The following is a 15,499-nucleotide window of genomic DNA, read 5'->3' on the forward strand; positions in this document are numbered from 1 at the left end:
GCCTTTGGCCTAAAAATAGCGTACTGCTTATGTAATTCGATATACCCAATGATTTACAACAAGGAATATAAATGCAAGTTAAAAAAGCGTTAAGAGGGGTGACTCTTATTGAATTGATGATTGTCATCGCCATCATCGGCATCATCAGTGCTACCGCCTATCCAATTTATGTGGATTATGTGCGTGAAGCAAGACGGGCCGATGCCGTCAGTCAATTATTGAGTTTGCAGATGGCCCAAGAAGAGTACCGCTTGCGCAACACCAGCTACGCCATGCTCGACCAACTAGGGGGCACAGTGCCCAGTGAATTTTACGATTTTAGCGTGACCAATGTGGCGGCAGAGACTTACACCCTGACGGCAAGCGCAAAAGGCTCACAAACAGTCGATACGGCTTGCGCTACGATGACGCTCAATCAGAATGACCAGCGCTCACCGGCAGGGTGCTGGTGAACGCGTTCGATAGCTTAGGAGACTTCTTTAACCCGTAATTCGGGTGGAATCGAGAAGGTAATATTTTCAGCGCGGCCATCAACTTCAACAACCTGCCCTGCGCGCAAGTTCTGCAGTCGCCCGATAACGTTTTGCACCAGGACCTCAGGCGCCGATGCACCCGCGGTAACACCGATACGCTCAATGCCTTCAAGCCAGCTATCTTCGATACTTTCCTCATCATCGATAAGGTGGGCAGGCGTCCCCATTTTTTCGGCCAGCTCACGCAGGCGATTTGAATTTGAACTATTGCGAGCCCCAACTACAAGCAATAACTGAACCTGCTCTGCCAGCTCACGCACCGCATCTTGACGATTCTGCGTGGCGTAACAGATATCATCTTTGCGCGGCCCCTCAATAGTTGGGAACTTCGCACGTAAGGCATCAATCACCTCGGCAGTATCATCAACCGAGAGCGTGGTTTGGCTCATGTAATGCAAGCTACTAGGGTCTTTTACCTCAAGCCGCTCAACATCTGCTGTTGATTCAACCAGATAAATACCACCCTCAGGATTAGAATATTGGCCCATGGTACCCTCAACCTCAGGGTGGCCAGCGTGACCAATCAAAACACATTCATGCCCTTTCCGGCTCGCCCGCGTCACTTCCATATGAACTTTGGTCACCAGTGGACAGGTGGCGTCAAAAACTTTCAAGCCGCGCCCTTTGGCTTCTTGCCGCACCGCTTGCGAGACGCCATGAGCACTGAAAATCACAATGCTGTGGTCTGGAACTTCATTCAGTTCATCAACAAACACCGCACCTTTTTGCCGCAGCGAATCAACCACGTATTTGTTGTGAACCACTTCATGGCGAACATAAATCGGTGGCTCAAAGATTTCTAAAGCCCGCTGTACAATGGTAATGGCACGATCGACTCCAGCACAAAAACCGCGCGGATTTGCTAATAAAATCTCCATACCTACCTCATTCGCTCCTAAGGGTTCACTTCCAAAATATCGACTTCAAATATCACTGTTTGCCCAGCTAAAGGATGATTAAAGTCAATGGTCACAAACTGCTCATTTTTAGCGCGGACAATTCCCGGCAATTCAGTTCCATCCGGTTGCGGAAAAGTAAAGATCTGACCAATCTCAAGACTTTCATCAAAGCCAAATTTAGTCCGGTCAACCTGATAAATATTATCCGGATTCGGCTGCCCAAAGGCATCTTCCGGAGGCAGCTCAAACGAACGTGATTCGCCCGCTTTCATCCCCACCAGACAAGCCTCAAAATTTGCCGTCAGATTACCATCGCCCATTCGAAACTTAGCGGGCTTTTGGCTCATCTTAGTGCTGTCCGCTACCGAGTTATCGGTTAATTTAATGGTGAAGTGTAAAATCACCTCACGTCCATGTTCGATCGCTAAGCGATTGATCATGCATGTTCCTCTTGTTTACTTTGATCCGGCTCGAAAAAGGCTTCGAGCAACATAAGAATGGCGCCAATGGTAATCGCCATATCGGCGACGTTAAAAGCTGGCCAATGCCAATCGTCAACGTAAACGTCAATGAAATCGATCACGTAGCCATACTGAATGCGGTCAATCACATTGCCAAGCGCACCAGAAAGAATCAACGCAAATGACAAGTTTTGTCGCCACAAACTGACCGGATTGCGGCGCAACCACACCAGTAACACAATACTGACCGCAATCGCAAAGAAGGTAAACAACCAACGCTGCCAGCCCCCTTGATCGCTCAAAAAGCTAAACGCCGCACCGTAATTGTGAACATAAGTGAAGTTCAGGTACGGCATCACTTCGATGCTCTCAAACAACATGAAGTTGTCGATCACATAAAGCTTAGTCACTTGGTCTAACACTACTAAGACCAAAGCCAGCCACAAATACTGCAGGCCACTTTTGTGTTTCGCAAAAGCCACTGGTTTAGGCAAAACGGCGCTCCTCTCCTGCTCCATCAATATTGGTCACACAACGCTGACACAAAGTTGGGTGCTCAGCAATTTGTCCGACTTCTTCGCGGTGATGCCAGCAGCGCTCGCACTTTTCAGCACTCGATTTCACGACCGCAACCTTAAGACCAGCCAGCTCGGTTTGCACCGCATCTGTGGGCGCATCAGTAAGCGGCGCAAGTTCTACTTTTGATACCAATAAGGCAAAGCGTAACTCATCATCTAAGCGGGCTAAGCTTGCATGTAATTCGGCATCAACATAAAGCTGCGCCACGGCCTGCAACGAACCACCGATCACCTCGTCACGACGCGCTTGTTCAAGCGCACGATTCACCTGATCACGGACTTCTAATAACTGCTGCCAGAAGGCATTGGTCTGTGCATCGACCGCAATCTCGTTCGCCGCTTGGTACCAACTTTCGGTAAACACATACTGGCTGCGCTGGCTACCATCGGCTTGCTGTGCCGGTAACGCAGTCCAAACTTCCTGTGCGGTAAAGCTACAAATCGGGGTTAACCAACGCACCAGCATTTCGGCAATATGATACAAAGCCGTCTGACAAGAGCGACGGGCATTACTGTCACGCTTGGCGGTGTATTGGCGATCTTTAATCACATCAAGATAGAAACTACCCAACTCGATAGAGCAGAAGTGCATCAACTTTTGCACCACCACATGGAATTGGTAGTTATCAAACGCCTCTAACAGCTCCGCTTGTAAGCTCACCGCACGCGCCACAATCCAGCGGTCGATTTCAACCATATCAGCGCCAGCAACAGCGTGCTCTGCTGGGTTAAATTCATTAATATTTGCTAACAAGAAGCGCGCGGTATTGCGCAGCCGGCGATAACTATCCGCGGCACGCTTCAAAATTTCATCAGAGACCGTCATTTCAGCTGAGTAGTCAGTCGCCGCCACCCACAAACGCAGAATGTCGCCACCAAGTTTGTTCATGACTTCTTGTGGTGCCACCACGTTGCCGATCGACTTCGACATCTTGCGACCTTGCCCATCGACGGTAAAGCCGTGGGTCAGTACTTGCCGGTATGGCGCCTGTTGATACATGGCAACGCCAGTCAGCAATGAAGATTGGAACCAACCGCGATGTTGGTCGGAGCCTTCAAGGTATAAATCAGCCGGCCACGACAAACCTGGGGTATGATTCAAGACCGCCTCATGGGTGACTCCAGAGTCGAACCAGACATCAAGGGTATCGGTTATCTTGCGATAATGGTTGGCTTCATCACCGAGTAATTCTTCTGCATCTAAATCGAACCAAGCTTGGATGCCACCGACTTCAATACGCTGCGCGACTTGCTCAATCAGCTCGAGCGTGCGCGGGTGCAGTTCATCGGTATCGCGATGGACAAATACCGCAATCGGGTTACCCCAAGTGCGCTGGCGTGAGATACACCAGTCTGGACGGCCGTCGACCATGCTTTCAATCCGACTTTGACCCCACTCAGGTACCCACCGAACTTGCTTAATTTGCGCCAAAGTATCGCTCCGCAAACCTTGTTTATCCATACTGATAAACCATTGCGGTGTGGCACGGAAAATAATCGGAGTTTTATGACGCCAGCAATGCGGATAGCTATGCTCGTAGGCTTCGTGATGCACCAAACGCCCGGCCTCATTTAAGGCATCAACGATATTGGCATTGGCTTTCATCACATGTTGGCCAGCAAATAACGGCGTATCGTCTTTGTAGACGCCGTTATCACCGACCGGGTTATAGACTTCAAGGCCATAGTGCTGGCCCACTAAAAAGTCATCAACACCATGGCCCGGGGCAGTATGGACGCAGCCCGTACCTGACTCAGTGGTCACGTGCTGACCCAAAATCAATGGCACTTGATGATCATAAAGCGGATGCTTGACCAATACGTTTTCAAGCTTGGCACCTTTAGCAAAGCCAAGTTTGTGATAATGCTCAATGCCCCAACGTGACATCGCTGAACTCACCAGTTCATCAGCCAAGATAAAACGCTGAGCTGGGCGCTCGCCATCGGCCTCAATCTGGACCAAGGCGTATTCCAATTCTGGATGTAGCGCAATCGCGCGGTTCGCAGGAACAGTCCACGGCGTCGTGGTCCAAATCACCACCGCCATCTCACCCGAGCCATTATGCGCTTCTGGGTGATCAAATAAATCCACCACCTGCTCAGGATCAGCGACCAAGAAACTGACATCAATTGCAGGCGAGTGCTTGTCTTTATATTCCACTTCAGCTTCGGCAAGAGCCGAGCCACAATCGGTACACCAATGCACCGGTTTAAAGCCCTGTTGCAAATGACCATTGGCAATGATTTTGCCAAGCGCCCGCAAACTATCGGCTTCTTGCTTTGGATTCATGGTCAGGTAAGGACGGTCCCAATCACCAAACACACCTAACCGTTTAAAATCTTCACGCTGGGCTTCAACTTGCTGCATAGCATAATCGCGGCAGTGCTGACGAAACTCAGCTACAGTCAATTTCTTACCCGGCTTACCAAATTTCTTTTCAACTTGCAGTTCGATCGGCAAACCGTGACAGTCCCAGCCCGGCACATAAGGCGCATTGAAATCGCTCAAGGTCTTTGCCTTGACGATCATATCTTTAAGAATTTTATTCACCGCATGACCAATGTGGATTTGACCGTTCGCATACGGAGGACCATCGTGCAAAATAAAGCTTGGTTTATCTGCCTTGGCCGCACGAATTTTTCCATACACGTCATCCGCATACCATTGCTCAAGCATGGTCGGCTCGCGTTGCGCCAAGTTGCCGCGCATCGGGAATTCCGTCTCTGGGAGATTCAGCGTGTGTTTGTAATCGGTCATTAGTCTTTTTTCCATCCACTTTCGGTTTGGCTTAGTGTAAGCCTTGGTTACTCTGCCAGCAATGCTTTTGCACGCTCAGCATCGAGCACAATCTGGCGTTGTAATTCAGTAAAACTTGCAAATTTTTGTTCCGCACGAATAAAGTGGCGCGGCTGTACCTGTAGCTGTTGCCCATATAAATCACCGGCAAAATCAAACAAGTGCGCTTCGAGTTGAACCCGTCGGCCATTAAGTGTCGGGCGCCGGCCAATGTTCACCACCGCGTCAAAAACTCGCCCATCAGCGATAGTCACAGCCGCACTGAACACCCCTTGCAACGGCGAATGCAAGCGTTTAAGCGCCAAATTCGCAGTTGGGAAACCAATCGTCCGGCCTTTCTTCTCGCCATGCGTCACCCGCCCTGAAAAGGCAAAAGGCCGCCCCAACATCGTCTCTGCTAAAGCAAAATCTCCGGCTGCCAAGGCTGCGCGAATCGCCGTACTTGATACCCGCTGTTGCTGTTGTCGATAACTATGAGTATCCACCACCGCAAAACCATGTCGCTGTCCAGCCTCGGTCAGCATCGCAAAATCACCTGCACGACCGCGACCAAAGCGAAAATCATCGCCCACCACTAAGAATTGCACACCCAGTCGCTCGACCAAGACTTGCTCGATAAATTCATCCGCGGGATAACTCGCAAACTTAGGATTAAACTCCAACACAATATGCCGATCAATCCCAAGCGCCCGCAGCGCACTGTGCTTCTCACGCAAATTAGTTAAACGCGCCGGCGCCTTATCAGGCTGAAACAACTCTTGCGGTTGCGGCTCAAAGGTCATCACAGTCGCCGGCACCCCGCGCTCGCGCGCCTGCGCCTTCACCTGCGCCAGCACCGCCTGATGCCCCAAGTGTACGCCATCGAAATTACCAATGGTCAGCACGCACCCATGGTGCTCAGGTCGAATATTGTGGATTCCGCGAATTAACTGCATCAGTGACTTGTAAGTCCGTCGTTGATCTGGGGTGAATAAAGCGGCGATTATAGCAGGCAAGCGTGGGAGGGACTAGGTTTCGTTGGTTATTGGTTATTGGTTATTGGTTATTGGTTATTGGTTATTGGTTATTGGTTATTGGTTGATGGTTATTGGTTATTGGTTATTGGTTATTGGTTGATGGTTATTGGTTGATGGTTATTGGTTATTGGTTATTGGTTATTGGTTATTGGTTGATGGTTATTGGTTGATGGTTATTGGTTGATGATTATTGGTTGATGGTTGTTGGTTGTTGGTTTAACTAATAACTAATAACTAATAACCAATAACTAATAACCAATAACTCCTACCTAACGAACTCGGACTCGCAGAATAAATAACCCAGCCAAATAGACAAAACCACCCGCGCCAATCAACAACGCTAACTGCCAGATCCGTGCGCTGAGATCCGCCGCCAGCCACCAGTCGCGGGTTGGATTGAGATAAAGCACTAGCGCAACCATCGCGAGGACCGCAAGAGTGACTTTAAAAAGGTGAGTTAAGGTGCCTGGGTAGCGTTTTAAGACCCCATCGCGCCAGAGATTGTAGCCAAGCAGCCCGGCATTCAAGGCGGCAGAAAGTGAGGTGGCGATAGCGAGGCCGACGTAGCCGAATGGGATGGCGAAAATCACGTTAAAGACCATATTACTGAACATAGCGATAATGCCATAGCGCACCGGACGCTTGGTGTCTTGACGCGAATAGAAGCCGGTCGCAAGCACTTTAACCAGCATAAAACTGAGCAAACCACTGCCGTAGGCGAATAAACTATACGACGCCAGTTGCGCATCGGTCGCGGTAAACTCCCCGCGCATAAACAGCACCATCAACATGGGCTCAGCCAGGATAATCAAACCTGCCATTGCCGGTAGCCCCAGCAACACCACAGTGCGGATGCCCCAATCGAGGGTTTGACTAAAAGCTTCCGTACTGTTGTCGACATGACGACTCGATAGCGCAGGCAAAATGACCGTCGCAATTGCAATCCCAAACAGTCCTAGCGGGAATTCCAGCAGCCGGTCAGAGTAATACAGCCAACTAATCGAGCCGCTCACCAAGAAACTGGCAATAAAGGTATCAAGTAACAAATTGATCTGACTAACCGAGACCCCAAACAGCGCTGGAATCATCAGAGTACGAACCTTGGTCACGCCCTTATCGCGCCAGCCCCAACGCGGCCGCACCAACAGTCCAGCGCGCCGTAAAAACGGAATTTGAAAGAGAAACTGAATCAGTCCACCGAAAAACACACCCCAGGCTAGGGCATATTCGGGCCGTTCGAGTTGAGGACCCAGCCACAATGCCGCAACAATAATCGCAACATTCAAAAATACCGGAGTAAACGCCGCCACCGCAAACTTGCCCAGCGTATTCAAAATCGCCCCAGCCAGCGCTGTGAAAGTAATAAACCACAAATAAGGGAAGGTAATCTTGAGTAAATCAGCCGCCAGCACAAACTTCTCCGCCTGCGGCCCCCCAGTATACCAATCCATAAACCAGCCCGTACCGAACAACGCCGCCAGCACCGGCGAACCAATCACTCCAAGCAAAGTAATAATCGTTACCAAGGTACCAAGCGTTCCGGCAATCCGGGCGATAAAAAGTCGCTGCTCAGCCAGGGGCTGTCCCTGCTTATATTCCGTCAAAACCGGCACAAACGCCTGCGCAAAAGCCCCCTCAGCAAACAGCCGACGCAAAAAGTTGGGAATCTTATTGGCAAAAAAGAACACATCCGCCGCCGCCCCAGCCCCCATCAAATTAGCAATCACGACATCGCGCACCAACCCAAGCACGCGGGAGATGAAGGTCATTGCGCTAACGATGATGCCGGATTTAGCGAGTGATTTTGACAAGGGAACCTCGTTGTTCGTTATTCGTTATTCGTTGTTCGTTGTTCGTTATTCGTTGTTCGTTGGTCGTTATTCGTTGTTCGTTATTCGTTGTTCGTTAACGAACAGTGCGAAGCGCACGAACAGCGCAGCGCACTAACAGTGCGAAGCACGTACGAACAGCGCAGCACACGAACAGCGCAGCGTACGAACAGCCCAGCGTACGAACAGCGCAGCGTTCGAACAACAAAGCGCACGAACAACGAACTAATCACTTAAGTGAACGAATCAACGCATTCAGCAATTGATAAGTACGTGATAATAATTCATTTTCACCCGATCTAATATAACCAAGTCGCACAGCAATTCGTAATTGAGTTCTAAGTTCAGCAAGCGAGCCTCGGGCGATATATAAAAAACGCAGAAAATCTTTTCGACTCCCGCGGTGAGCACCCTCCTCGATATTACTCGGAATACTGACCGCACACCTACGCATCTGACTTCTTAACCCAAACTTTTCACAGTCTGGGAAATCTCGCGTGAGGTTATATATCTCGCTACACAAATCCATCGCAACCTCAGTCACTATTAACGCTCTTGCCATTCTCGAACACTCCTTTGTTCAATAGTCCCTGACAGCATAGCTTATACTGGAACAAGAGCGTTATTCGTTATTCGTTATTCGTTGGTCGTTATTCGTTGGTCGTTGGTCGTTGTTCGTTGGTCGTTATTCGTTAGAACGAACAGTGCGAAGCACGTACGAACAGCGCAGCGCACGAATAACGAACAGCGGAGCGCACGAACAACGAACAGCAAAGCGCACGAATAAGGAACAACGATCAACGCTTTACACACTTGACTTTAACTGCAAGAGCTGGCATATTCCCCGCCCTATTACTATTGCCGTCTGATAACGAATTTTAGGAGTTCACCTTGGCTAATATTAAGTCTGCGAAAAAGCGTGCGGTACAAGCTGAGAAAAACCGTCGCCACAACGCGAGCCGTCGCTCGATGATGCGTACCCTTTTGAAGAAAGTTGATGCCGCTATTGAAGCTGGCGACAAAACAAATGCACAAGAAGCTTTTGCAAGCTTACAGCCAGTTCTTGATCGCTACGCAACCCGTGGTTTGATTGGCAAAAACAAAGCGGCACGTCATAAGAGCCGTTTAAGTGCAAAAATTAAAGCACTATAAAAAATAGCTGAATTCAAAAAGACCGGCCTCTGGCCGGTTTTTTTGTTTCTTAACGTTAATACACTGTTATCAAAAGCGTGATTTATGTTATGGTTTGCGTCAGGAAATGACACCATAATGTAGGAATCACTATGTCTTTATTTGTCCGCACGCTGACTGCTTTTGCGCTCACGGTCTCTAGCTTTACATTTATCACCTTGCCCGCGGCACAGGCTGCTGAAAATCTTATTCCAGTCGAACATTTCTTTGAGCGTTCGACCTATAACGGCGTGTGGATTTCACCGACAGGTCAATACCTTGCAATCAAAGCCAGTGAGGGGACCCGCGATAGCATCATTATTTACGACCGCCAGGAAAAGAAAGTCGTCAGTAACTTCGCGTTTGGGGACTCCATTCGCTTTGAAGGCATCTTCTGGGCGAACGATGAGCGTATTGTCTTTACCGGTGCTAAATTCGTGGGTTACCTCGATAATCAAGGTGGCCGGCCAAGTTTGTACGCCGCCAATGCCGACGGCAGCAATCGCCGTGAGATTTTTCGCGTTGAGCGCTCTGGTTATCGTGTCTTAAACCGCTTGCCGGACGACCCTGAGCATATCTTGATAGAAAAACGTCACTTTGCAGATCAAGGCGAAGCGAAGGCTCATTTACTTAATATTTATGATAGTCGTACCTACTTTGTTGGCGAACAGCCGCCAAAAGCGAACGGCCTCATTTCTGATAATACTGGACGTCTGCGTGCTGCGGTTGCCTACGAAGAAGAGCGTTCAGATGAGTTCGGCAAAGGCACCTCATGGCTTTATTATCGCAGTCCAGGCAGTGATGAGTGGAAGGAACTGCAACTCGAGGGGTTTGATGCTCGGCGCGCTGGTTTCGGTGGTTTTTCAGCGGACAACCGCTATGCCTACTTAATGTCATCACACGATTCTCCGCGCACCGAAGTATTCCAGTTCGATACTGAAACCGGTGAGATGGAGAAAATTGCGAGCGACCCGATTGCCGATGTTACGGGTGTAGTGTCTGGTCTTGATGGCGATACTGTTGGCTTTCAGGCAATGCCGAACACGGTTCGTCGCATCTACACAGACGATAGCGCTTCAGCCAAATTGCTGCAAAGCCTTGAGCAAGCATTCCCAGGTCAAGTGGTCGACTTAACCAGCTTAACTTCCGATCGCAAAACGGCAGTCGTCCATGTCTGGTCCGCAACCAATCCAGGCGAATATTACTTATTTGATACTGAAACATTGGCTGCGGCCTATATCGCCTCGCCTAAGCCAAAGCTTGATCCAAGCCAAATGGGCGAAGTCCGCCCGATCGAGGTGGAGGCCCGTGATGGCCTGATGCTACACGGTTACCTGACGTTACCAAATGGCTATCAAGACGGCACGGCACTGCCAACTATTGTCAATATTCATGGTGGTCCGCACGGTCCACGTGATACTTGGAGCTTTAGCCGCGAAAACCAGTTCTTTGCCAATCGTGGTTACGCGGTATTGCAAATTAACTTCCGTGGCTCGGGTGGTTACGGCCAGGAGTTTGAAGAATCAGGCTATCAAAAGTGGGGACGTGAAATGCAAGATGACGTCACCGATGCAACCCTTTGGGCCATTGAGCAAGGTTTTTCAGACCCTGACCGCATCTGCGTATATGGCGGCAGCTATGGCGGCTACTCTAGCTTAATGGCTGTAATCCGTGAACCCGACCTATATCAATGTTCGGTCGGCTACGTTGGCGTTTACTCATTAGAAGTGATGAAAGAAGAAGGTGATATCGTCAGCCGCCGCAGTGGTCGTAAATACCTTGACCGCGTACTCGGTGAAGACGTCGCGGTGCTGCGTGCAAACTCGCCAGCGAACAACGTCGATAAAATCAAAGTGCCTTTGTTTATTGTCCACGGTGAAAACGATGTTCGCGTGCCAATGGACCAATACTACGCCCTTACTGAAGCCCTCGACGACGCGGGAATTAAGTACAAAAGCATGGTCCGCGAAGAAGGCCACGGCTTTCAATTAGAAGAAAATTTATACGACTTATATAACGCCTTAGAAGACTTCTTCGGCCAGCACATTGGTGCTAAATAAGGTTATACTAAGCGCCGCGGCGTTCCCGTAGCTCAGCTGGATAGAGCAGCCCCCTCCTAAGGGGCAGGTCGCAGGTTCGACTCCTGCCGGGAACGCCAGATTGAGTCAAAAATTTCGAACATAAGTTGACGCTAAGAGCCGAGGTGGTTACGCTCACAATGTTGATAACCACCTTATAAAATGGGCTCATTATTCATGAAACATTGGACACATTATTGGGGCACTTCAGGTGCCCTTAATAGTTTCGCTGAAGGCGAAGCGAATCAAGGCTATGCTAACTCTGTTAAACAATTCTGGGAGAGTATTCTCGCGGAACTACCAACTGATGCAACCGTATTAGACGTGGGCTGTGGTAACGGAGCCATTGCGGCTCTTGCGGTGCAATACAGTCAAGCCAACAACAAGCAGTTCAATGTTGAGGGCGCTGATGCCGCAGCAATTGATCCAACTAAAAATGTCCCAGCAAACCACCCTCTCTCGAGCGCACTCAAACAAGTGCGTTTTCACAGCGAAATGCCAGTCGAGGAACTTGCCCACGCAAATGACTCAATAGACGCTATCGTGAGTCAATTTGCAATCGAATATAGTGACCTTGATAAAGCCATAGCAAAGTTCTCTGACGTCGTTAAACCCGGTGGAGTAGTCGCTGCTCTTGTCCACGATTCAACCAGTGGCTTGCTCAAAGATAGCAAGCAAGGTATCGCGATTATTGAGGACGTGTTAGATAATACGCCCCTATTTTTGCAGGCTGACTTACTCATCAATCTTGCCAAACAAGCGATTCCTCAACTCGGTCAAGAAAAGTGGAACGAGTTCAGCCACAACCGAATCCTAGTCAATGCCATTAAGTGGACTATGGATGTGTTACTTGAGCGCTATAGCCAAACACAACAACAAGTTTGGATCCGCGATATCGTTGCACGGGTTGCTCGCACGCTCGATTTACTCAATCAAGGACAAGTAGAACAAGCACAGCAATTCCTAAATATGCATTACCACTTGCTGGCGGAACATAAGCAACGTCTCATCGATCAAGAACAGGCAGCCCTATCTGCAAAAACGATTCAAAGTCGACTCATTAAAAAACTAGAACAAGCCGGTTTTGTCGCAACAGCAGATCGGATGGAAGTTGATGGTGATAAGTTTGCTTGGGCTGTGACAGCTCGCAAAATGAGCGCGTAATTTCTCTCTTAATCTAGTCTTTACCGAAAAGCCGCCTGTCTAGGTGGCTTTTTTTTATGGTTGCTGATTAACACGGATCAAACAAAAAAAAGCGGGGCCGAAGCCCCGCTTATATTCGTCAAACTATGACTTGTTCCAACTTAGAAGTTCTGTTGGAAACGGATGTAGGTGTAACGACCCCAACCGTTGTACAAGCCGTAGTTGTAGTCACGACCACCGAAGCCTACTAACTGAGGAAGCTTCTCGAACGCGTTCTGCACACCGATAGTGAATTTGTTATCCCACGGAGTATCGTAAGATACTTGGATATCGTGAGTAATCCAGGTACCGATATGACCAGTACGGCTTACACCGTCAACACCATTTGGATCCGCTGCAGTATTAGTATACTGGTCACCGATCATGTTGAGGTTATAAGCAACGGTGAAGTCGCTGATAGTGTACGTGTTAGAGAATGTTGCACGTTGACGTGGAACACCTAAGTCACGAACGATGTTACGACCACCGTCGATTGAGTAATCTAAGATATGAGATACTTGCAAGTTGTTAACCAACGCACCCATATCACCGAAATCCCAATTCGCACGAACGTTTACATCAAGACCTGAAGTTTCAAGCGTACCTTCGTTACCGAAACCAGCGATGATTTCAGTAATAACGCCTTGAGAGTTACGAGTAACGCTCAAACCAGCTGGGATTGGGTCGCCTGCCAACGTACGGTTGATCAGAGTTTGTGAGTCGAATGCACGGATACGATCTTCAATTTCGATGTTGTAGTAGTCAACAGCGAAGCTGATGTCGTCAGTCACGTTCATCGCAAGACCAGTTGCGAACTGAGTTGACTGCTCTGCGCCAAGGTCAGGGTTAGCTACGTAGAACGCAGAAATCTGACATGCCAACGTTGGGTCACCAGCAAGAACTGCACACGACTGAGCGTCGTTTACAGAGTCTGCAGAGAACGAAGTCTTCTGAGTCAAGATGTCCAGAGTCGGAGCACGGAAACCTTCACCATAAGATGCGCGCCAAATGATATCGTCAGTGATTGACCATTTCGCACTTACTTTAGGTGAGAAGTTGCCACCGAAGTCTGAGTAACGGTCGTAACGGCCTGCGAAGTTCAATTCGAAATCATAAGTTACTGGAACCAAGAATTCGAAGAACGCGGCGTTAACTTGACGACCACCACCCACTGAGTTACCAGCAGAACCACCTACAAGACCAGCTTCTGACTGAGAGTCATATTGGTCACTGTAATCTTCGGTGCGGTGCTCGAATCCGAAGAAGCCTTGAATCATACCGGCGTCAGTTTCCATAACGTCGAATGAAGTGTTTGCGTAGTACTCGTCGATGTTGAAATCAGAGATACGTGAAGTAGTTACAACACCCGCCGCAAGAACTTCATCTGGGTTCTGGCTTGGGAACTGAAGGTCATAACCGAAACGGCAGTTTACTGGGTCGAAAGAACCATCGCCACAATAACCTGGGTTGAAGTTGTTCACGTTAGACCATGCAGTGTTTGCTGCAAGATAACCGTTACCAATTTCAGTTGTGTTGTTACGAACACGACGATAACCGAAGTCAACTTCCAAGTCGCCGATCATACCTTCGAAACCAAGCAACAAATCTTTGTTTTTGTTGGTTACGGTGGTATCACGGTTACCCATAGCTGCGAAACGGTGCCAGATTGTTACTGGTTCGTTTGGACCAATTGCTGGATCGTATGCGATTGCATTCGGGTTATTTACACTATCGTAAATCCAGGCATTTGGGTTGGTTGGGTTGTTGTAGCTGTCAGCAGGAGTGATCAAGCTAGAACCATACCAGTAGTTTGAGTCTGGGGCTGGAGCATAACGACCGAATGATTCAGTTTCGTTGATGCTAGCGTTGCTGTAGAAAGTCCAGTCAGCGTTAATTTGGTGACGGCCTTTAATAAACAATGACTCGTTCGCAGAAGAAGCTTCGTTCGCGTTAGTTGCGTTGAAGTTGTATCGACAGATGCTGCCTTGTAGGTAGAAGTTTTCTTCGTTACAAGAACCCGGGATACCATCAAACGCGAAAGTCGCTGAAATTGGGAACCAGTTGTTACCGTAAATCGACGCACCAGGGCCAACCCATGGGTACGCGTTTTCGAATACGATGTCACGCTTGTTCCAAGATACACCACCAAGCAATGAAGTAGTGCCGTCTGATGAACCGAACAATACGCTACCGTTCTCACGGTCACCGCCTTCACGAGGTACAGAAACTTCACCCATACCTAATTGAATTTGTGCACCATTGTAGTCTTTACGGGTAATAACGTTGATTACACCACCGATTGCATCTGAACCGTAAACAGCTGATGCACCGTCAGACAAGATTTCGATACGCTCAACCGCACCGAGTGGGATTGAGTTCAAATCTTGGCTTGAACCAGTTGATGGAGACATAGTCAAACGACGACCATCAACAAGTACCAATGAACGTGATGCACCCAAACCACGAAGGTCTACTTGAGATACACCCTGTGCAGAGCTACCAGACTGTGGACGGAATGAACCAGTCGTGTTGAAAGTGGTGTTACGAATAACGTCAGCAACAGAGATGTCACCTGAAAGGTCGATTGCTTCACGGTCGATAACCGTTACTGGAACCGCGCCTTCAAGGTCAGTACGCTTGATGCGTGAACCTGTTACCGTGATGCGCTCTTGCGCTTCTTCAGCAGCTTCTTCGTCATCTGCCTGATCCTGCGCGAACGCAGCACCCGACATCGCTAGAGAAGCGCCGCCGAACATTAATGCTAAGCGGATCGACTTAGCTAATTTATTATTAGTATGCATAGTACTCTCCCTGGATCACAGAGTGTGATTGACTAGGATAAAAACACGCATGCAACGGCGTTATCGCATGCATAACACGAAAGCTATAGAGACCCCAAAGTGCCTAAATAGCAATCGACGTCTACCGATACTAATAAAAAAAAACCGCATCAGCA

Annotated in this window: 12 protein-coding genes and 1 tRNA gene; 5 read left to right on the top strand and 8 right to left on the bottom strand. The window is 48.9% G+C overall.

Going from position 1 to position 15,499, the window contains the following annotated elements:
• Positions 1 to 71 precede the first annotated feature (71 nt).
• Positions 72 to 452, top strand: coding sequence for a type IV pilin protein (locus CWI83_RS04780; protein WP_126826477.1), 381 nt, complete (start codon positions 72 to 74; stop codon positions 450 to 452).
• A gap of 14 nt (positions 453 to 466) precedes the next feature.
• On the opposite strand, the gene ispH is transcribed toward CWI83_RS04780, so the two are convergent.
• The 7 genes from ispH to CWI83_RS04815 all read right to left on the bottom strand — a co-directional run bounded on the left by ispH (position 467) and on the right by CWI83_RS04815 (position 8,675).
• Positions 467 to 1,411 carry a 4-hydroxy-3-methylbut-2-enyl diphosphate reductase gene (gene ispH / locus CWI83_RS04785; protein ID WP_126826480.1) on the bottom strand — a complete coding sequence of 315 codons (945 nt, stop codon included), beginning with the start codon at positions 1,409 to 1,411 and terminating at the stop codon, positions 467 to 469.
• Positions 1,412 to 1,428: 17 nt separating this feature from the next.
• Positions 1,429 to 1,872: an FKBP-type peptidyl-prolyl cis-trans isomerase gene (fkpB, locus tag CWI83_RS04790; RefSeq protein WP_126826483.1), complete on the bottom strand. Its 444-nt coding sequence runs from the start codon at positions 1,870 to 1,872 to the stop codon at positions 1,429 to 1,431.
• The gene (gene lspA, locus CWI83_RS04795; protein ID WP_241969872.1) at positions 1,869 to 2,387 is read right to left on the bottom strand and encodes a signal peptidase II; all 519 of its coding nucleotides are present in this window, start codon (positions 2,385 to 2,387) and stop codon (positions 1,869 to 1,871) included. Before lspA ends, fkpB begins: the two co-directional genes overlap by 4 nt.
• Positions 2,380 to 5,229, bottom strand: coding sequence for an isoleucine--tRNA ligase (gene ileS, locus CWI83_RS04800; protein WP_126826488.1), 2,850 nt, complete (start codon positions 5,227 to 5,229; stop codon positions 2,380 to 2,382). The genes lspA and ileS overlap by 8 nt, the downstream gene beginning before the upstream one ends.
• Before the next feature lie 47 nt (positions 5,230 to 5,276).
• Positions 5,277 to 6,203 (bottom strand): bifunctional riboflavin kinase/FAD synthetase, encoded by a 927-nt coding sequence (ribF, locus tag CWI83_RS04805; protein ID WP_126826491.1) that lies wholly within the window; start codon positions 6,201 to 6,203, stop codon positions 5,277 to 5,279.
• A gap of 350 nt (positions 6,204 to 6,553) precedes the next feature.
• Entirely contained in the window at positions 6,554 to 8,095 is a 1,542-nt protein-coding gene (gene murJ / locus CWI83_RS04810) for a murein biosynthesis integral membrane protein MurJ (RefSeq protein ID WP_126826494.1), read from the bottom strand.
• 247 nt (positions 8,096 to 8,342) lie between these two features.
• On the bottom strand, positions 8,343 to 8,675 hold the full coding sequence (locus CWI83_RS04815) for a four helix bundle protein (protein WP_126826497.1): 333 nt from the start codon (positions 8,673 to 8,675) through the stop codon (positions 8,343 to 8,345).
• 329 nt (positions 8,676 to 9,004) lie between these two features.
• On the opposite strand from CWI83_RS04815, the gene rpsT reads away from it, so the two are divergent.
• The 4 genes from rpsT to CWI83_RS04835 all read left to right on the top strand — a co-directional run bounded on the left by rpsT (position 9,005) and on the right by CWI83_RS04835 (position 12,525).
• A complete protein-coding gene (rpsT, locus tag CWI83_RS04820; protein ID WP_126826500.1) occupies positions 9,005 to 9,265 on the top strand; it encodes a 30S ribosomal protein S20 in 261 nt (86 codons plus the stop codon).
• A gap of 131 nt (positions 9,266 to 9,396) precedes the next feature.
• Complete coding sequence (locus CWI83_RS04825) at positions 9,397 to 11,343, top strand: alpha/beta hydrolase family protein (protein ID WP_126826503.1); 1,947 nt, start codon at positions 9,397 to 9,399, stop codon at positions 11,341 to 11,343.
• Between the two features lie 21 nt (positions 11,344 to 11,364).
• Positions 11,365 to 11,441 (top strand) — tRNA-Arg (locus CWI83_RS04830).
• A gap of 97 nt (positions 11,442 to 11,538) precedes the next feature.
• Positions 11,539 to 12,525 (top strand): class I SAM-dependent methyltransferase, encoded by a 987-nt coding sequence (locus tag CWI83_RS04835; protein ID WP_157980364.1) that lies wholly within the window; start codon positions 11,539 to 11,541, stop codon positions 12,523 to 12,525.
• A 140-nt stretch (positions 12,526 to 12,665) separates the two neighbouring features.
• Here CWI83_RS04835 and CWI83_RS04840 read toward each other — a convergent pair whose 3' ends face one another.
• Positions 12,666 to 15,344, bottom strand: a complete 2,679-nt coding sequence (locus CWI83_RS04840; RefSeq protein WP_126826508.1) for a TonB-dependent receptor plug domain-containing protein — start codon at positions 15,342 to 15,344, stop codon at positions 12,666 to 12,668.
• Positions 15,345 to 15,499 lie beyond the last annotated feature (155 nt).

The sequence above is a fragment of the Pseudidiomarina taiwanensis genome, assembly GCF_003987435.1.
GTDB lineage: Bacteria > Pseudomonadota > Gammaproteobacteria > Enterobacterales > Alteromonadaceae > Pseudidiomarina > Pseudidiomarina taiwanensis.